The organism is Cupriavidus sp. 05N38, from assembly GCF_056397345.1.
This window is the reverse complement of record NZ_JBFTNF010000056.1, coordinates 20810-38253: the sequence shown is the minus strand read 5'-3', so window position 1 is coordinate 38253 and position 17444 is coordinate 20810. Positions and strand designations below refer to the sequence as shown.

At 67.3% G+C, this 17444-nt stretch carries 16 protein-coding genes; 8 read left to right on the top strand and 8 right to left on the bottom strand.

What is annotated here, in order from left to right; genetic code table 11:
* Window positions 1-264: 264 nt before the first annotated feature.
* Window positions 265-960 (top strand): GntR family transcriptional regulator, encoded by a 696-nt coding sequence (locus tag AC1DK4_RS30605; protein ID WP_441622434.1) that lies wholly within the window; start codon window positions 265-267, stop codon window positions 958-960.
* 260 nt (window positions 961-1220) lie between these two features.
* Here the strand turns inward: AC1DK4_RS30605 and AC1DK4_RS30600 are convergent, their stop codons facing one another.
* Both AC1DK4_RS30600 and AC1DK4_RS30595 read right to left on the bottom strand, forming a co-directional pair.
* The gene (locus tag AC1DK4_RS30600) at window positions 1221-2294 is read right to left on the bottom strand and encodes an alpha/beta fold hydrolase (protein ID WP_441622432.1); all 1074 of its coding nucleotides are present in this window, start codon (window positions 2292-2294) and stop codon (window positions 1221-1223) included.
* Window positions 2295-2535: 241 nt separating this feature from the next.
* Entirely contained in the window at window positions 2536-2961 is a 426-nt protein-coding gene (locus tag AC1DK4_RS30595) for a hypothetical protein (RefSeq protein WP_441622430.1), read from the bottom strand.
* Between the two features lie 689 nt (window positions 2962-3650).
* On the opposite strand from AC1DK4_RS30595, the gene AC1DK4_RS30590 reads away from it, so the two are divergent.
* From AC1DK4_RS30590 to AC1DK4_RS30575, 4 genes are read left to right on the top strand one after another with little or no spacing between them, the layout of a single operon-like run.
* Entirely contained in the window at window positions 3651-4868 is a 1218-nt protein-coding gene (locus tag AC1DK4_RS30590) for a CaiB/BaiF CoA transferase family protein (RefSeq protein ID WP_441622428.1), read from the top strand.
* Window positions 4869-4895: 27 nt separating this feature from the next.
* The gene (locus tag AC1DK4_RS30585; protein ID WP_441643416.1) at window positions 4896-6701 is read left to right on the top strand and encodes an acyclic terpene utilization AtuA family protein; all 1806 of its coding nucleotides are present in this window, start codon (window positions 4896-4898) and stop codon (window positions 6699-6701) included.
* On the top strand, window positions 6698-7498 hold the full coding sequence (locus tag AC1DK4_RS30580) for a GntR family transcriptional regulator (RefSeq protein WP_441622424.1): 801 nt from the start codon (window positions 6698-6700) through the stop codon (window positions 7496-7498). The genes AC1DK4_RS30585 and AC1DK4_RS30580 overlap by 4 nt, the downstream gene beginning before the upstream one ends.
* Window positions 7499-7553: 55 nt before the next feature.
* On the top strand, window positions 7554-8534 hold the full coding sequence (locus tag AC1DK4_RS30575) for a Bug family tripartite tricarboxylate transporter substrate binding protein (protein WP_441622422.1): 981 nt from the start codon (window positions 7554-7556) through the stop codon (window positions 8532-8534).
* A 40-nt stretch (window positions 8535-8574) separates the two neighbouring features.
* On the opposite strand, the gene AC1DK4_RS30570 is transcribed toward AC1DK4_RS30575, so the two are convergent.
* The gene (locus tag AC1DK4_RS30570) at window positions 8575-9036 is read right to left on the bottom strand and encodes an N-acetyltransferase family protein (protein WP_477131973.1); all 462 of its coding nucleotides are present in this window, start codon (window positions 9034-9036) and stop codon (window positions 8575-8577) included.
* A 92-nt stretch (window positions 9037-9128) separates the two neighbouring features.
* On the bottom strand, window positions 9129-11102 hold the full coding sequence (locus AC1DK4_RS30565; protein WP_441622418.1) for a sensor domain-containing diguanylate cyclase: 1974 nt from the start codon (window positions 11100-11102) through the stop codon (window positions 9129-9131).
* Between the two features lie 288 nt (window positions 11103-11390).
* Between AC1DK4_RS30565 and AC1DK4_RS30560 the strand changes: the two genes are divergently transcribed.
* Window positions 11391-11849: a CopD family protein gene (locus tag AC1DK4_RS30560; protein WP_441622416.1), complete on the top strand. Its 459-nt coding sequence runs from the start codon at window positions 11391-11393 to the stop codon at window positions 11847-11849.
* Window positions 11850-11954: 105 nt separating this feature from the next.
* Here the strand turns inward: AC1DK4_RS30560 and AC1DK4_RS30555 are convergent, their stop codons facing one another.
* A complete protein-coding gene (locus tag AC1DK4_RS30555; protein ID WP_441622414.1) occupies window positions 11955-13115 on the bottom strand; it encodes a GGDEF domain-containing protein in 1161 nt (386 codons plus the stop codon).
* 266 nt (window positions 13116-13381) lie between these two features.
* Here AC1DK4_RS30555 and AC1DK4_RS30550 point away from each other — a divergent pair, with 266 nt between their 5' ends.
* Entirely contained in the window at window positions 13382-14260 is an 879-nt protein-coding gene (locus tag AC1DK4_RS30550; protein WP_441622412.1) for a transcriptional regulator, read from the top strand.
* Between the two features lie 54 nt (window positions 14261-14314).
* Here AC1DK4_RS30550 and AC1DK4_RS30545 read toward each other — a convergent pair whose 3' ends face one another.
* The gene (locus AC1DK4_RS30545; protein WP_477131972.1) at window positions 14315-15445 is read right to left on the bottom strand and encodes a sensor histidine kinase; all 1131 of its coding nucleotides are present in this window, start codon (window positions 15443-15445) and stop codon (window positions 14315-14317) included.
* Between the two features lie 196 nt (window positions 15446-15641).
* On the bottom strand, window positions 15642-16217 hold the full coding sequence (locus tag AC1DK4_RS30540) for a hypothetical protein (protein ID WP_441622408.1): 576 nt from the start codon (window positions 16215-16217) through the stop codon (window positions 15642-15644).
* 96 nt (window positions 16218-16313) lie between these two features.
* Between AC1DK4_RS30540 and AC1DK4_RS30535 the strand changes: the two genes are divergently transcribed.
* A complete protein-coding gene (locus AC1DK4_RS30535; RefSeq protein ID WP_441622406.1) occupies window positions 16314-16661 on the top strand; it encodes a LexA family protein in 348 nt (115 codons plus the stop codon).
* Between the two features lie 67 nt (window positions 16662-16728).
* On the opposite strand, the gene AC1DK4_RS30530 is transcribed toward AC1DK4_RS30535, so the two are convergent.
* On the bottom strand, window positions 16729-17214 hold the full coding sequence (locus tag AC1DK4_RS30530; RefSeq protein ID WP_441622405.1) for a hypothetical protein: 486 nt from the start codon (window positions 17212-17214) through the stop codon (window positions 16729-16731).
* Window positions 17215-17444 lie beyond the last annotated feature (230 nt).

The following is a 17444-nucleotide window of genomic DNA, read 5'->3' as shown; positions in this document are numbered from 1 at the left end:
TTCCACGGATGTTGTTATGGGGCCTCCACCCGGAGTGGAGGTATGACATCTGATATCGATGGAGCCAATTAAAGCACTAATATATTAGTGTGTCAAACCAGGAAAGTTTCCACTAGAATGCGGGGCAGGGCGCCTCGCCGCCGGTGTACGTGGCCGCATGAACCATAAGTGCACCACAGTGCGCCGCGCTGCGGCCCCGCTTTTCGCCAAACCTGATATTCCGGAGACGCATACCGCCGCCGGAGAAAGATCGCCGCTACCCCGATGGAAGCCACCGCCCCGCAAATCCAGTTCCAGTTCGACCGCACGCGCCATGCCGCGCCGCAGGTGTTCGAGCACATGCGGGACCTGATCATCTCGATGACGCTGACGCCCGGCACCGTGCTGTCGCGCACCGATCTCGCCGCGCAGTACGGCATCAGCCAGACGCCGGTGCGCGACGCCCTCATGCGCCTGAGCGAAGAGGGCCTGGTCGATATCTTCCCGCAGCACGCCACCGTGGTCAGCCCCATCAGCATCGCGCTGGCCCAGCAGGCGCATTTCCTGCGCCGCTCGGTGGAGGTGGAGATCGTGCGCACGCTGGCCGAGGCGCCGGACCCGGCGCTGGTCGAGCGCCTGCGCCTGATGGTGGCGCGCCAGCAGGCGCTGCTGGCCGCCGAAGACTATGCCGAATTCTCCCAGTTCGACCAGGCTTTCCACCGCCTGATGTACGACGCCGCGCAGGTACCCGACCTGTGGCTGCTGGTGCGCCGGCAGAGCGGCCACCTGGACCGCCTGCGCCGCCTGCATCTGCCGATTCCCGGCAAGGCCAAGGCCGTGGTGGCGGACCATACCGCCATCGTCGATGCCATCGCGCGGGGCGATGCCGGCCAGGCGCAGGACTGCCTGCGCCGCCATCTCTCCGGCACGCTGGCCAATCTCGACGAGATCCGCGCGCGCTTCGAGGACTACCTGCAGTAGGTCCGCTTGCGGGCCGCTTCGCATCTCCGTACGCCCGCACCCCGCGCTTGCACGCGTGGATGGCGGCGCGCGTGGAGACGGGCGTCTATCCCTGCGTCCGCTGCCTGCTCGCATATGGCCCTGAGCGGCGCGTCTCAGGCGGGCGTGCGGAACGGCTCCGGGAGCCGCACCAGGCGGGTCTGCCGGCGGCCCAATGCACGGCGCGCCGGTCATCATCAACATTGATGAGAGCCGTGCCGGGAATCCGCGGCAGCGGGCTGCTAAGCGCTCAGGTTGCCGAAGCCCGCCGTGCGCGCCAGCACGATGGCCTGCCCGCGGTTTTCCACTTCGAGCTTGGAGAAGACGCTGGTGATGTGATTGCGCACGGTTTTCTCGCTCAGGCCCAGGCGGGCGGCGATCTGGGCGTTGTCACGGCCTTGCGCGATCAGCTCGACGATGTCGCGCTCGCGCCGCGTGAGCACCGGGAAGACGCCGTCGGCGCCGGCGTGCGTGGGGGGCAGGAAGGCATGGACTTCGTCCAGCCAGCGCAGCCACGCCGGCTCGGTCTCCAGCAGCAGGTGGTTGTCGCTCTCCAGCGGCACGAAGTGCGCGCCGGGAATCATGCTGGCGATCAGGCGGCCTTCGTCGAAGGGCACGCGCGCATCGCGCACGGCATGCAGCACCAGCGTCGGGCAGGTGACCTGCGGCAGCAGCGAGACCACATCGATGTCGTTGAAGATGCGCATGAAGCGCGCCGCGTTGGCGGGAGAGGTGGAGACGCGCTCCAGTTCGTTGAACCACCGGTGCTGCTCGGCAGTGCCGCCGGGAATGAACTGCGTGGTGAAGAACTGGCGGAAGGCCGGGTTCTCCTGGCCCCAGCCGATCTCGGCCAGGCGGTTCATCAGCTCGGCCTCTTCGCGCAGGCGCGGGTCGGGGCTGCGCTTGAGCCTGCCGCGCGCGTAGCCGCCGTGCAGGATCAGGTGGCTGACACGCTCGCTGTGCGCCACCGCGTAGGCCACGGCGATCGATGCGCCTTGCGAAATACCCAGCAGCGGAAAGCGGTCCACGCCGGTCGCGTCGACGATGGTCTCCAGGTCGCGCAGCCAGGCCTCGAAGGAGAGTTCGACATCGCGGTCCGACAGGCCGCAGCCGCGCTCGTCGTAGCGCACCAGGGTGTGCGAAAGCGACAGCTCATTGAGCAGGTGGCTCCACACCGGGCTCTCCACGTCGAACTCCAGGTGGCTCATCCAGTTTGCGGCCTTCACCAGCGGCGGGCCCTGGCCGCTGATGGCGTAAGCCAGCCGCACGCCATCCTGGCTCGTGCATAGGTGGATCTGTTGCTTGCGCGTGGGCATGGCATTCACGCGGGCATGGGTTGACGGCGCGGCCGGCCATGGCTGGGCCGTCGCGCGGGTGACGCCGCGTGCTGCATGTAGATTAGCAAAGGAACACCGCCGCGAAAGGCGCGCGGCGAGGGTCAGGTGACGGTGGCGTGCCACGCGCGCAAAAAGCGCGCGGCACGCCCGCCAGCGCGCAGGGACGGCTGGCATTTATGGCGAAGCGCGCTGGTGGCGCGCTCCGTCTTGTCGCGCGGTGCTATGCCGCGCGTTCATCGTGGCTTGCGCCGCCCCCGTGCTGCAGGGCCGAGACGCACTCGGCGCCACTCGAGTACGGATCGGCCTGGGAGCCGCGGGCGCCGTCCGTGAAGGCATCCCGCTGCCCCATGCGGCCACCGTCCGCATAGGGGTCGCGCGGTGTTGAGCGCAGGCCGTCCTGGTAGGAATCGAACTTGCGCGATATGCATGCCGACAGGCCCTGGCGACCCAGCGCGGCCAGAGGTATGGCCTCGGGGTGCCCCGTACGCGCGCCGTCGACGAAGGCGTCGCGTTGGCCGGTGTGGGCGGGCGCGGCAATGGCGGTGGGTGCGGGTACACGCGCCTCGGCGCGTGCAAGGGCCGTGCAGAGCACGGTAGATGCCAGCGCGGAAGCGGTGAGCAGGGTCTTGGAAAAAATCTGGTGCATCTCGTTCTCCAACTGGGGTTGCCGCCCGGCGATGCGGGTCAGGCAGAGCCTCTGCGGGCAATCTGGTCAAAGCCGGCGCCGCACGGGATGCCCTTGCCGTGCGGTGGCTACCAGCGCCAGCCTGACCAGCCGCCATCCCATCCCTGGCGGGGCTTGCAGCGCTTAGCTGAATGCCTTGTGGTTCTTGATGCCTTGATGTCTCGAGTCCTGGTGTCCGCGGCCTGCCCGGCGGTGCGGTGGCCTTGATGGCGAGGACGTATTGTCGGGCGCCGCCCGCGCCGCAGCCATGAGGCCAGTGTCCCGGTTGGCGGGCATCGGCCGTCCCGGGGCCGGGACATCAGTCCCGCCGCGGGGCGGGAGTCGTCCGCGGCCAGCCTGGAATGTCTCGGATATGCCATGAAACCTTCAACTTGCTGAAACATTAGGCAGTCCGAGCGCTTTGGCGGCGGCAAGCGGGTTTGCAGGTTCCGGAGGTGCTGTTATCCACAGTAATTGTGGATAACGCGGCCCAAAAAAATGGGCTGGAGGCACAGGCCAGGCAGGCTTGTCAAGGTATCGCGCCCGCGCCCGCGACGATGTCCGCCGCTGCCGGCGCGCGCCGGTGAGGGTGCATTCTTGCCCTTGTGTCGCGGCTGCGTATTGCCCTATAGTTCTATTTATAGAACTAAACAAATATACGGAGCGAGACAATGGAGATGACGGCTGGCGCGCTGTCCGGCGTCAAGGTGGTGGATATCACCGCCGTGTTCATGGGCCCTTCGGCCACCCAGATGCTGGGCGACCTGGGCGCCGACGTGATCAAGGTGGAGTCCCCGGAAGGCGATGTCACGCGCGGCATCGGTCCCTGCGGCGACGAGAAGATGGGACCGCTCTACCTGGGCCTGAACCGCAACAAGCGCAGCGTGGTGCTGGACCTCAAGCGCGCCGAGGGACGCGAGGCCTTGCTGCGCCTGGTCAAGGATGCCGACGTGCTGGCCTACAACGTCAGGCCGCAGGCCATGCAGCGGCTGGGGCTGGACTACGAGACGCTGGCCGCGCTGAACCCGCGTCTGGTCTATGTCGGCATGTTCGGCTTCTCGCAGCGCGGGCGCTACGCGCCGCAGGCCGCCTTCGACGACCTGATCCAGGCAGCCAGCGGGCTGCCGCAGGCCGTGGCGATGGGCAGCGGCGACATCCCGCGCTACCTGCCCATCACCATCGCCGACCGCTCGGTGGGGCTGTACGCCTTCGGCGTGATCTGCGCCGCGCTGTACGCGCAGGCGCGCACCGGCCGCGGCCAGCGCGTGGACGTGCCGATGTTCGAGACCATGGTGCCCTATGTACTGGGCGACCACCTCTACGGCGAGACCTTCGTGCCGGCGCGCGGCGGCTTCGGCTACCCGCGCCTGCTCTCGCCGGAGCGCCGGCCGTACAAGACGCGCGACGGCCACGTCTGCTGCCTGATCTATCACGACCATCACTGGCGCACCTTCCTCAAGGCCATCGGGCGCGCGGACCTGTTCGACACCGATCCGCGCTTTGCCAGCATCACCACGCGCACCGCCCATATCACCGAGCTGTACGCCATGGTCAGCGACGAGATGGCCAGGCGCACCACCGAGGAATGGCGCGTGCTGCTCAGGGAAGCCGATATCCCGGTCTTTCCCATGCATACCTTCGAGACGTTGCTCGACGATCCGCACCTCGGCGATATCGGCTTCTTCCGCGAGACCGAGCATCCCGGCGTCGGCCGCATCCGCGAGATGGCGGTGCCGAGCGAATGGTCTGGCACGCCGCCCACCAGCCGGCGCCATGCACCCGCGCTGGGCGAGCACAGCCGCGAAGTGCTGCGCGAGGCGGGCTACCACGACACCGACATCGATCGCATGATGGCAGCCGGCAGCACGGGCGAGCCCGCGAAGGCTTGAGCGAGCATAAAAAGGAGACAGGCAAAGATGAATGCAAAGACCACGGCTGAGCAAGCCGCCCGCACCGTTCGCATTGGCGGCGCTTCCGGCTTCTGGGGCGACAGCAGCGTGGGCGCCCCGCAACTGGTGCGCCACGGCGATATCGACTACCTGGTGTTCGACTACCTGGCGGAGCTGACCATGTCGGTGCTGGCGGCGGCGCGCCTGCGCAAGCCGGAACTGGGCTACGCCACCGACTTCGTCGCGGTGACGATGAAAAGCCTGCTCAGGGAGATCGCCGAGCGCAAGATCCGCGTGGTCAGCAATGCCGGCGGCATCAATCCGCAAGGCTGCGCGCAGGCGCTGGCCGCCATCGCCGCGGAGCAGGGCATCGACGTGCGCATTGCCGTGGTGGAAGGCGACGATGTCATGCCGCTGCTGCCCGCGCTGCGCGAGGCCGGCGTGACAGACATGCAAAAGGGCCTGCCGCTGCCGGACAAGCTGGTGAGCGCCAACGCCTATCTCGGCGCGCTGCCGATCCGCCAGGCGCTCGACGAGGGCGCGCAGATCGTCATCACCGGCCGCTGCGTGGACAGCGCGGTCACGCTCGGCGTGCTGATGCACGAATTCGGCTGGGGGGCCGGCGACTACGACCGGCTGGCGCAGGGCAGCCTGGCCGGGCACATCATCGAGTGCGGCTGCCAGGCCACCGGCGGGCTGCATACCGACTGGGAAAGCGTGCCGGACTGGCCCAATATCGGCCACCCGGTAGTGGCGTGCCGCGCCGACGGCAGCTTCCTGGTGGGCAAGCCGCCGGGCACCGGCGGGCTGGTCAGCACCGCCACCGTGGGCGAGCAGATCCTCTACGAAATCGGCGATCCCGCCGCCTACCTGCTGCCCGACGTGACCTGCGATTTCACCGCCGTGACACTGGCGCAGGCCGGCCCGGACCTGGTCGAGGTCAACGGCGCGCGCGGCCGCGCGCCCGGCGGCCAGTACAAGGTATCGGCAACCTATGTCGACGGCTTTCGCTGCAATGCGCAGCTCTCCATCGTCGGATTCGACGCGGTGGCCAAGGCAGAGCGCACCGCGCAGGCCATCCTCGCGCGCACGCGCACGCTGTTCGCCGGGCATGGCCTGGGCGACTACAGCCGCACGCATATCGAAGTGCTCGGCGCGGAATCGTGCTACGGCCCGCACGCGCAGACACGCCACACGCGCGAGGCCATCATGCGCCTGGCCGTGATGCATCCCGAGAAAGCCGCGCTGGAACTGTTCGCGCGCGAGATCTCCGCGGCCGGCACCAGCTGGTCGCCCGGCACCACCGGCTCGGGCGGCGGCCGGCCCAGCCCTTCGCCCTCGATCCGGCAGTACGCCTTCCTGCTCGACAAGACCCGGCTATCGCCCACCGTGCTGATCGATGGCGAGCGCAAGCCGGTGGCCATGCCAGCCGCGTCGTCCGCCGAAGGCGGGCGGCCCGCGCAGGTTGCCCTGCCCGATGCGCTGCCGCCCGGCGGTGATTTCGAGGAAGTGCCGCTGATCCGCCTGGCCTATGGCCGCAGCGGCGACAAAGGCGATATCTCCAATATCGGCCTGATGGCGCGCCGCCCGGAGTATCTGCCGTGGTTGCGCGCGGGCGCCACCACCGAGCGCGTCGCGCAATGGCTGGGGCACCTGGTGAAAGGACCGGTCACGCGCCACGACCTGCCCGGCATCCACGCCATCAACCTGGTCTGCGAAGAGGCCCTCGATGGCGGCGGCATGGCCTCGCTGCGCAACGATCCGCTCGGCAAGGGCATGGCGCAGATCCTGCTGGGCATGCCGGTGCGCGTGCCGCGAGGCTTGTTGTCGTGAACCGTGCCGCGCAAACGCCTTCAGCGCAGCTGCCCGAGGACGGCGGCGGCGTGGCACGCTATCGCCAGCTGGCCAGCGTGCTGCGCCATCGCATCGTGTCAGGCGAGTGGCCGCTGGGACATCGCCTGCCCACCGTGGAGCAGCTCGCACAGGCCTATGGCATTGCGCGCGTCACGGTGCGGCAGGCCTTCGCCGTGCTGGCGGAAGAAGGCCTGGTCAGCAGCCAGCGCGGGCGCGGCACGCACGTCACGGGCCTGCCGCCGGGCCCCAGCGCCGGCATGCGCTCGGTGATCAACGACGAGCTGGTCGGCGGCAGCGACCTCGAAATCCGCATCCTGGAAAAGCGCAAGGACGTGCGCCTGCCGGCCGGCCTGCCCACGCGCGGCACGCCGCTGGACCAGTATGTGCTGCTGCGCAAGCTGCATCTGCATGATGGCGAACCGTTCTGCCTGATCGAGTTGTACGTGGCTGCCGCGGTCTTCAACCAGTTTCCGCGCGGCGCCGAGAAGCACCGCAAGATCGCGCGCCTGCTGCGCGAGGCCGTGGGCGAGCGCCTGGGCATGATGCACCAGACCATGACGGTGGAACCGGCCGACTACGCGCTGGCCCGCGAGCTGGCCTACGGCTTTGCCGCGCCCATCGCCAAGATCGTGCGCACCACGCTCGACACCGACGGCAACGTGCTCACCGCCGGCTGCTTCTGGTATCGCGGCGACCGCTTCATCCTCGACGTGGAATTCCCGGCGCAGCTCACCGAACGCTATCCGGCGCTGGCCGTACCCGACAGCCGCAGCTGACGCGGGCGCGACCCGCAAATCCGACAGATGCCGAAAAGGCACGCAAGGAGACAAGATGAACAAGCCGTACCCTTCGCGCAGGCTTGCCGGCCTGCTGCTGCCGCTGTTCATGCTGGGCGCCGCGCCAGCGCAGGCGGCCACCGACTACCCCGCCAGGCCCGTGCGCGTGATCGTGCCGTTCCCGGCGGGCAGCGGCACCGACAGCAGCGCGCGCTACGTGGCCGAGGCCGTCACCGGCCAGACCGGCAAGACGGTGGTGGTGGACAACCGGCCCGGCGCCAACGGCTTCATCGCCGCGCAGGCCGTGGCCGGCGCGCCCGGCGACGGCTACACCATGYTGGTCACCACCAACACCACGCATGCGGCCAATGCGTCGCTGTTCAGGAAGCTGCCCTACGACCCTGTCAAGGACTTCGCGCCGGTCTCGCTGATCGCCCGCAGCGGGCTGGTCCTGGTGGTGCCGCCCGAYAGCCCGGTGCATAGCGTGGCCGACCTGACGGCGCTGGCCAGGGAGAAGCCCGGCAAGCTCACCTTCGCCAGCGGCAGCTCGTCCACGCGCATCGCCAGCGAGTTGTACAAGATGATGGCCGGCGTGCAGGCGCTTCACGTGCCGTACAAGGGCGTGCCGGCGGCGCTGACCGACCTCATGGGGCATCAGGTGGATTTCATGATCTCGGACGTGTCGCCCGCCATGACGCTGATCCAGGGCGGCAAGCTGCGCGCCGTCGCGGTCACCACCGCGCAGCGGCATCCGGTGCTCAAGGACGTGCCCACCATGGCCGAGAGCGGCCTGCCCGGCTACGAGATGGTGGCCTGGTCGGCGGCATTCTTTCCCGCCGCCACGCCCAGGGCCGTGGTGGAGCGCATGAACCAGCTGGTGCGCAAGGGCCTGGCGGATCCCAGGGCGGCCGACTACTTCGGCCGCACGGGCGGCGAACCCGCGCCGTCGTCGCCGGACGAACTGGCTGCCTTCGTGCGCAGCGAAACCGCGAAATGGGCGAAGGTGATCAAGGCGGCGGGGATCGAGCCGGAGTGAGCACCGCTGCCCGGCCGGCGAGCGTCGCCTCGGCGCCGCCTCAGAACTGCTTGCGATACACCACGAAGCCCGATTTCTCCGCCACCTTGTCATAGAGCCGCATGGCCGTCTCGTTGGTCTCGTGCGTCTGCCAGTAGACCCGCTTCGCTCCCGCCGCCGCGGCGCGCTGGTAGACGGCCTCGATCAGCGCGCGGCCCACGCCGGTGCCGCGCGCGGCATCGGCGGTGAACAGGTCCTGCAGGTAGCAGCTCGGTCCGATCTGGATGGTGCTGCGGTGATACAGGAAGTGCACCAGGYCCAGCAGTTGCCCGCCGCGTTCGGCCACCAGCGCGTGCATCGGCTCGTAGGCATCGAAGAAGCGCGACCACGTCATGCGGGTGATGTCTTCCGGCAGCGCGGTCGGCCCCTTGCGGCCGTAGAAGGCGTTGTAGCCATCCCAGAGCACCTTCCAGGCCGGGTAGTCTTCCGGGCTGGCGGGGCGGATCAGGATCGGGTCGGTCACGGTGTCATCCTCATGGGTGGGGTGGTGGGCGGGCGGGTACGACAACACACACATCGGGCGGCCAGCGCCAGCCGCCGGCTCGGGCGGCCAGCTCAGGCAGCCGTGTTCGATACCGGCGGCGTGTAGCGGGCCTTGCCCGCGCGCTTGGCTTCGTACAGCGCCATGTCGGCGCGCATGAAGAGTTCGTTGGCGGTCTGGCCGTCGTCGGGGCGGTGCACGGCGATGCCGACGCTGGCCGTCGCCACGATGGTATGGCCTTCGATGAAATGCGGGCGCTGGGCGGCATGCACGATGGCCTGGGCAATGCGCTCCAGGCTCGCCGTGCTGGCGGCGTCGTCCAGCACGATGCCGAACTCGTCGCCGCCGATGCGCGCCACGCCGTCGCCCGCGCGCACGCAGGCTGACAGGCGCTCGCCGAAGGCCGCCAGCAACTGGTCGCCCACCGCGTGGCCGTAGCTGTCATTGATGGTCTTGAAGTCGTCCACGTCCACCAGCAGCAGGGCTGCGTTGAGGCCGCTGTTGCCGGCGCACGCCATGGTCTCGGCCAGGCGCCGGTCGAAGCCCTTGCGGTTGAGCAGGCGCGTCAGGTGGTCGGTCAGGGTCTGCGCTTCCAGGCTGCGGATCTTCTGGCGTTCGGTGGTCACGTTGCGGGCGAACATGTACAGGCCCTGCACGGTGTCGCGCGCGTCGTTCCACGCGGGCTGGTAGGTGACTTCCATGCACTCCGCGCCTTCCTGGCCTTCGAGGCTGAAGGTGATCGACGCCCCAAGGTAAGCCTGCGCCAGGTAGGGCTGCGATGCCAGGTACGCGGGCGTGCCCCACAGCTCCCGCACGGTCAGGCCGACGATCTGCCGCACGGGCAGGTCGAAGCGCTGCGCGTAGGCCTCGTTGACGAAGACATAGCGCTCTTGCGTGTCGATGAACGAGACAAAGTCCGGCACGTGGTTGGCGATGGCCTCGATGCGCTTCTCGCTCTCGGCGGCGCGGTCCTTGGCGGCGCTGAGCGCCGCCTCGCGCTCGGACAGCTGCTGCATCACCGTGCCGAAGGTGGTGGCCAGCTCGCCGATCTCATCGTTGCGCCCGGTGGGCAGCGCGGCCAGCGCGGCCGGATCCTTTGGCACTTCGCCCACCACGCGATGCAGCAGCTCCAGCGGCGCCAGCAGCCGGCGTATCACCAGCCACATCAGCAGCGCCGCCAGCACCAGCGAGAAGCCGGCGCTCACGATGGTCTTGTGGCGCGCCTCGATCAAGGGCGCATAGGCTTCGCTGGCCGGCAGCACGGACACGACCTCCCAGCCGTTGGCCTCGAGCAGGTAGCGCGCCACCACAGGCTGGGTGGGATGCAGGGGTTCCCAGTCGGTCTGCGGCACTTCGAGCCCGCAGCTCTCGCCCAGCGCCTTGGCCGGCGTCATGACCTTCCATGGCTCGGCATGCATGGCGTAGCGCGGGTTGCCGCCGGAGGAAACCAGGCAATAGCTGCCGGTGAGCCCGACCCGGCTATGGGCGATCTGGTCGAGGAAATTGCTTTCCGAGAAGTTCAGCGCGCCGCCCACCACGGCCAGCAGCTTGCCGTCGGGCGCGCGCAGCGGCACGGCCAGCACCACGCCGGGAGAGTCGCTCAGCCTGCCGCGCAGCAGGTCGGACATGGCAAATTCCGCACCGTGGGCGACGTCGCGGAAGTAGTCGCGGTCGGCCAGGTGGATGCGCTGCCCGTCGGGCACGGCGGTACTGAATGCCATGTCGCCGTCGGGCCAGGCGAGGAACACGGCATTGAACATCTGCGGCATGGCCACGGCGTCGGCGGCGAAGCGCTTCATGGTGGCGGGCGGCTCGCCGAGCATGGGCTGGAGCTGGTGTGCCAGGCGGCGCAGGGCCGTGGCGCGCATCTCGAACTTTTCGTCGAGCTGTTCGGCGACCAACTTGACCAGCGTCTCCTGCTGCGCCTGGCGCAGTGCCTTGAGACCCTGGAAGGCGTAGTACTGCGCAAAGAGCGCGCGCGCCAGGACGATAAGCGTCACCACGACCGCGGTCGCGATGGCCACCCGATATTTTAAAGAGTGCCGCATGGTTATCTTATTCTTCGTGTGCGGATTAGTCCTGCTGCCAGGCTTGGCTCAGCCCGGCTGCCCGTCCTCCGCCGCGGGCGACTGACCCGGTTCACAGGTTAGCAGAAGCAGGGCTACGGACCGGGCTTGCCGCAGCCTCGCGGCAGGGTATGCGTGACGCATCAGGCGCTCGCGGTGACGCGGCCGGCTCCCATGTGTGGAGTGCAGGGCTAGAATGCGGCATTCTTCCAACAGTTTTTTCTTGTCCATACATTCCTTGCGCCGCGCTTCGGCGGAGAGCCGTCATCCATGAACCTCGATCCCGTGCTACGTTTTCTGCACATTGCCGGCGCCACCCTGTGGGTGGGCGGCATGTTCTTCGCCTATGTCTGCCTGCGTCCGGCGGCGGGCAGCCTGGAGCCGCCGCAGCGGCTGCGCCTGTGGCGCGGCGTGTTCGCCCGCTTCCTGGCGTGGGTGTGGGTGGCCGTCATCGTCATTGCCTGCAGCGGCGCGGTCATGATCGCGCGGGTCGGGTTTGCCGCCGCGCCGGTCCACTGGCATCTCATGCTTGGCACGGGCCTGCTCATGATCCTGATCTTCGTCTACGTGTTCGCCGGCCCCTACGGCGCGCTGCGGCGGGCCGTGGACGCGCAGGACTGGCCATCCGCGGGCGCCGCGCTCGGGCGTATCCGGCAGGCGGTCGGGCTGAACCTCCTGCTCGGCGTGTTCACCATCGCCGTGGCGACCCTCGGCCAGATCCTGCGCTAGATCTTGCGTTAGATCCTGCATTAGATCCTGCGTTAGATCCTGCCCTGGATCTCGCGCCTGGCCCCGGGCGCGCCGGAACCGGAACGCCACGCCTGGCCTTGCGGCTCAGGCCGCCTCCATCACTGCCTCCACCCGGTTGCGGCCCGCGCTCTTGGCGCGGTAGAGCGCCAGGTCCGCGCGTCCGATGCCGGCATCGAGCCGGCTCTCGGTCTTGTCGACGCTGGCCACGCCGATGCTGATGGTGAGGTCGGCAACGCGCCTGCCGAAAAAGCGCGACGAGGTGACCCGCAGGCGTTCGGCCAGGGCCAGCGCGGCCGCCATGGTGGTGCGGGGCAGCAGCACCAGGAACTCTTCGCCGCCGAAACGGCCCGGATACGCGCCGGGCGGCAGCTCGCGCTTGAGCATGGCCGAGAAATCGCTCAGCACGCGGTCGCCTTCGGCGTGGCCCATGCTGTCGTTGATGTGCTTGAAATGGTCCAGGTCGATCAGCAGCAGCGCCATCTCGCCGCCATGTTCGGCCATGCGGGCCAGCTCTTCCTGGCCGGCATCGTAGAGCGCGCGGCGGTTGAGCAGTTGCGTAAGCGGGTCGGTCCTGGAGAGCACGTCGAGCTCCACATGCAGGCGCCGGGTGATGACCAGCATGAAGGCGACCGCCAGCGCCAGGTCCATCAACGTGTAGGCGCACAGGTAGATGGTCTGGATCACGTCGGCGGTGGCGAACAGTTTCTGCTCGGTCAGGCCCGTGAACAGGCTGGCCACGCAGCGTGCCACCATCACCACGGTCTGCACGAGCAGCAGGCAGCCAAAGAAGCGCGCGCTGAAATGGCGTCCGCCATGGCGCATCACCAGCACGCATTGCGTGCCGAAGAAGACCGACATGAGCAAGGTCACGATGGTGACGCGCGCATCATAGTCGGCGCGTCCATAGACAAACCACGCCAGCAGCAGGGTAGCCAGCACGACCACGATGGCCGCGGGCTTGCGCGCCTGCGGCCGGCCGTAGAAGGCCTGCGTGCCGAGCATCCACAGCGCCACCGCGCCGAGCAGCAGGGCGTTGCCCGCCACGATGGAGATCCAGTCCGGCGCGATATCGCGCAGCCAGAACAGGATCGGCGTGACCACCAGGACCAGCGAGCCGGCCACCCACTGGCCGATGCCCTTGATGCTCCGGGGAAAGCTGTTGTACGCGGACAGCAGCACCACGGACATCAGGGCCGACATGATCGATGCAAGGAAGACCGTCGTCTTGAGATCAAGCTGCGGCATCGCGGTGCGCACATCCCTGGCAGTGGCAAGCGGCCATGTTAACAAAGACCGGTGCCAGTTGGCATTACGTGGCAACCCTGCATGGACCCGTGCAGGCACGCTTCGCGCACCCCGGGCGCCGGCGGCATCCCGCCCGCGGATATTGGCCGATGACGGCCCGCCGATCTTATTGTTATAATTTTTATATCAAAAAAACAAACGGCGCATGACAGGCCGTCGATCGGCGCAGCGGGCTTGATGGTGCGGGCAATTGCAAGGGGAGCGGCATGAGTGACGGGAGTGAAGGACAACCCGCCTGGACCGGGGCCGGTGACCGGGCACGGTTTCCGGCGTGGCAGGACGCGATGACGACTGCGGGCCGGCGACCGCCAGCGCCGGCGCGCGGCTATCGGGAAGCCGATCCGCACAACCAGCAAGCGGCCATATCGAGCCAGTGCCTGGACGCCTACCTGGGCTCGTACTCGGGCATGGCAGGAAATCCTTCGGCTGATCTGTGGTTCTGCGATGTCAGGGCCCATGCCGAACCGGCGCCGCTCGCGAGCCTGCTGGCGCCGGTGGCCGCGCCGCTGGTCTGGGACACGGATTTCCGAATGCGGCACAGCGAGATGCTCGCGCGCTGGGCCACCCAGCAGAAGCTCGCACGCATCGCGGCAGCGGTGCGCAGTGCCGCGGATAGCGTGGAGCCGTGCGAAGCGAAACAATATTTCGAACAGCGCCTTTATGGCCCCTCGGGCCACGAGTTCAAGCTCTCGCTGTTTCCGCTGCCAACGCTCGAGGCCGGCGCAAGAGGCTGGACCCGGCTCTATGGCCACCAACCCGTGCTCAATCCGCAGGAGCGCTACCTCGGCCTGTGCCGCGAAGGCAGCCGCTTCAGGTTCATCGCCGCGCTGCGCCGGCAGTGGCAGCCCAAGGTGATCGTCTGCCTGGGCAGCCGCAACACGGACGATTTCCTGCAGGCATTCGGATTTGCCGATGCCCCGCAGACGGAGCATGTCCTGCAGCCGGCGGACCAGGGCAAGCCGATACAGGTATGCGTGGACGGGCCTACCACCTTGCTGATATGCCCGCCGCTGAGCGGCGCATCGGGGCTGAACTCGGACGTCCTGCAGACCGCACTGGGAAGATACATTGCCCGGTTGATGTAGAACCTGCTTGTAGAGCCTGCTTGTATAGCCTGCCTGTAGATCCTGATCCGGCGGCTATTTCACGCCGGCGGCATCCCTGGCGCTTCGCGGTACTTCAATACGAAAGGTCGTTCCATTCTCCGCCGTCGAAGTAACCGACACGTTTCCGCCATGCATCGTTGCAACGTCCCGGACGATGAAGAGCCCTAAGCCGATGYTGCCCTGGATCTTCATGTCAGCTTCGCCGGACGAGGCTTGCGTGAATGGATCAAAAACCCGAGCCAGCGAGCCAGGGGGAATCGGGTGGCCCTGGCTATGAATTTCCACTGACACCGTATCCTTGTCCCCGCGTGTGGTAATGCCTACCGGCGCGTCCACTGCCCCGTGGTCCATGGCGTTTCGCAAGAGGTTGTACACCGCTTGCCTGAGCCGGTGGGCGTCCCAGCGCCCTATCGTATTGCCGTCCAGCCGGGCGACAAGCTGGCGATCCGGGGAGAGCGTTTGCGCGTCGCTTATCGCCTCTTCGCAGATGCGCGACATCGATACGTCGGAGAGGGAAAGGGGCCGGTAGCGGTCAAAATGGATGCTCACGAATTCCAGCAGTTCCGCAGCCAGCTCATTCATTTGCCTCACCGATCTTCCGATGCGCAGGACCGCCGCCCTCGATTGCTCTCTGAGATCGGGGTCCATTTCGAGAAGGCGTATGTTCAGCAGGGCCGTGTTGATCGGCCCGCGAAGATCGTGACCCAGTACCCCGACAAAAATGTCACGAGAGCGATCGAGTCCGGCGACATAGGCGTTTGTGGATTCGCCCAAGGCCCGGTCCAGCGCGGCATGGAAATAAGCCATATCCGCGATTTCCTGCTGCAGCCACGAGTGCCGCACCTTCATCCACTCGCTGACCACGACGCTCCGAAGTACCCGGTATTCGGACTGAAGCTCCAGCAGGGAGTAGCCAGTCGCAAGCCGTTGGCCACCGTGATTGGAGGGGACGATTTCGGTACTTGCAGGCTGGACAGGCACGTCGGAACGGAAAGCGCCGGCCTTCTCCAGCCGTGTTGCGATTTCAAGGAGGATCTTGCGGGTGAGGTCCCGGCGCGCGGCCGCTCCAATCGGACTGCCGGATGAGCCGGCATCATTCAACTCCCGCTCCCAGGCCGTCAATATCGCTTCGATATTGGCTCGCATGAATTCATGTAGGCGCATGTTGCCCTCGGCCGCTCTGGAAGTTTGAGAACGCAGGGAGTGGATCGGTGAGCGAGCGCAGTGTGCCTGCCTACGCACTCCAGCCACTCAGGTCCAGGCTTTATTCTAAGCACTGCGCAAGCTGCGGTACACGGCCGGCACCAGATTTGGGCGGGCCGAAGCGAGTCGCGGCGGCATATTGAGCGCGCGCCGCCCGCTAGCTGCGCAGACTCCGCGCGCCAGCGCCGCGCGAGGGCAGCAGCCAGAGCACGGCCTTCATGGCGTAGATGACGATCAGCGTGCCGGTCAGGTCGCCAACGAACATGACCAGGAAACCGCGAATCAGCTCGGCGGGAACGATGTGGTCGGCGTGCAGGGCAAACCAGATGTGATGCAGCAGGGGGCTGGCGATTGCATATGCCACAACGCATGCCAGCAGCCGCGCCGGCGTCAGGTTTGTCAGCGATGCGTGCAGGCCAAAACTGTGCCGGGCAAGCCGGTAGACCAGGTACGGCGCAACGCTCGCCAGGATTCCCCCCATGAACGCGCGTGCAAAGTCATTGGGGAAAAAGTAGAAGAAGCTCACCGCCCAGGACACGATCAGCAACCCCAGCGCGCCGGCCTCGCCGAACAGCAGGGTGCTCAGCAGGCGTATCCCCGCCGGCAGGTAGACCCAGTTAATGCCCGGCACAAACTCCAGTTGCCGGAAAAGCCACTCGTTGAGGGCGAGCGTCAAGACAAACATGGCAATTGTGGCGAACACCATACTCAATTGCAGGCGGACATGGGGCATTGCCGTAAAATGCGTCGGGGCATATTCAAAATGGGGCCTGATGATAGTCGATCCCGCTTACAGCAAGCCGCAACCCATTTCCGGCAGGATATCGTCGTGACGCGGCCGGCCGATATCTACCTGCGCTTTCTCCAGTTGGCGGAGGCATTGCGAGGACTCCCCTCGCTGCCGGCGCTCGATCCCCTCGAAGAGCGGATTCTCGAGCTGATCGCGCGTGCCAGCCAGACGCAGGAACGGCTGTCGGTCAGGGACATGATGGCCAGGAACGAACTGGGCTCGCCTGCCACGCTGCACGCCCGCCTGAAATCCATGCGCGAGAAAGGCTGGATCATGCTGACGGACACGGAAGACACTCGCCGCAAGCAACTCGGGCTCACGCCCGAAGCGCTGCGCCATTTCGACAGGCTGTCCGAGTGCCTGGTGAACGCAACGAAAAAATCCTGAGGGTTTGCCGCTGCGTGGCGCGCGGGGAAGGCGAATCCGCTGGCTTCCCCACTCACTGCCTCGCCTGCTAGCCCGCCTGCGATTCCTTGGCGGGGCCGCGCGCATTCCTGCGTCGCAGCGTCTCGCTGGCCACCGATTCGGACAAGAACAGCCACAGCGTGCGCACGCGGATCACCCCGTCGCCCGGGCCGTCATGCGTGAGCCGGCCCGCCACTTCCTCCAGCTTGTCGAACATCTCCGGGCGCAGCTGCCCGCGCAGCACCGCCAGCCGGGCCCCGGGCACGGCCACCTCGTCACGGTTGCCGAACACGCGGCGCTCGACAAAAAACAGCACCGCCGCCAGCGCCGCCGCGCCGATCCCGATGTTCGCCATGGCCTCGAGCTCGAAGCTGCTGGCAGCAAAGCACAGCACCGCCACCACCGCGAGCGTCACAAAGGCCGCGCGCAGCAGCACAAAGGCACGCGGATGCGAAACAGCGCGAGCCAGGTCACGCACGGCGTCGATCTCGTCTTGCTCCAGCACGTTGAGGACATTGGTGGTCGAAACTTTCATTGTCTTGTTCTAGGTTTGGTTTCGTGAGGTGCGCTGCCAAAGTCACATGCGCGGGGAGAGCCGGCAGTGTATACGCATGGCGGCAAGGACGCTGCGCGCGTGGAATCTGCGCCGCATTGCGGAAATCGGCCGGCCTCGGGTGCCAGGATCGCCTACGGACAGTTGCGGGCGCTTAACGGAGATATTAGCCCGCAGGCCGTCGCGGTCAACTCTCCCTTTGCCCTAGCTCT

Bases quoted from the DNA above. Each gene is read 5' to 3' on its own strand.
- AC1DK4_RS30605 (WP_441622434.1), top strand. From the start codon at position 265: ATGGAAGCCACCGCCCCGCAAATCCAGTTCCAGTTCGACCGCACGCGC.
- AC1DK4_RS30600 (WP_441622432.1), bottom strand. From the start codon at position 2,294: ATGCCCACGCGCAAGCAACAGATCCACCTATGCACGAGCCAGGATGGC.
- AC1DK4_RS30595 (WP_441622430.1), bottom strand. From the start codon at position 2,961: ATGCACCAGATTTTTTCCAAGACCCTGCTCACCGCTTCCGCGCTGGCA.
- AC1DK4_RS30590 (WP_441622428.1), top strand. From the start codon at position 3,651: ATGGAGATGACGGCTGGCGCGCTGTCCGGCGTCAAGGTGGTGGATATC.
- AC1DK4_RS30585 (WP_441643416.1), top strand. From the start codon at position 4,896: ATGAATGCAAAGACCACGGCTGAGCAAGCCGCCCGCACCGTTCGCATT.
- AC1DK4_RS30565 (WP_441622418.1), bottom strand. From the start codon at position 11,102: ATGCGGCACTCTTTAAAATATCGGGTGGCCATCGCGACCGCGGTCGTG.
- AC1DK4_RS30560 (WP_441622416.1), top strand. From the start codon at position 11,391: ATGAACCTCGATCCCGTGCTACGTTTTCTGCACATTGCCGGCGCCACC.
- AC1DK4_RS30555 (WP_441622414.1), bottom strand. From the start codon at position 13,115: ATGCCGCAGCTTGATCTCAAGACGACGGTCTTCCTTGCATCGATCATG.
- AC1DK4_RS30550 (WP_441622412.1), top strand. From the start codon at position 13,382: ATGAGTGACGGGAGTGAAGGACAACCCGCCTGGACCGGGGCCGGTGAC.
- AC1DK4_RS30540 (WP_441622408.1), bottom strand. From the start codon at position 16,217: ATGCCCCATGTCCGCCTGCAATTGAGTATGGTGTTCGCCACAATTGCC.
- AC1DK4_RS30530 (WP_441622405.1), bottom strand. From the start codon at position 17,214: ATGAAAGTTTCGACCACCAATGTCCTCAACGTGCTGGAGCAAGACGAG.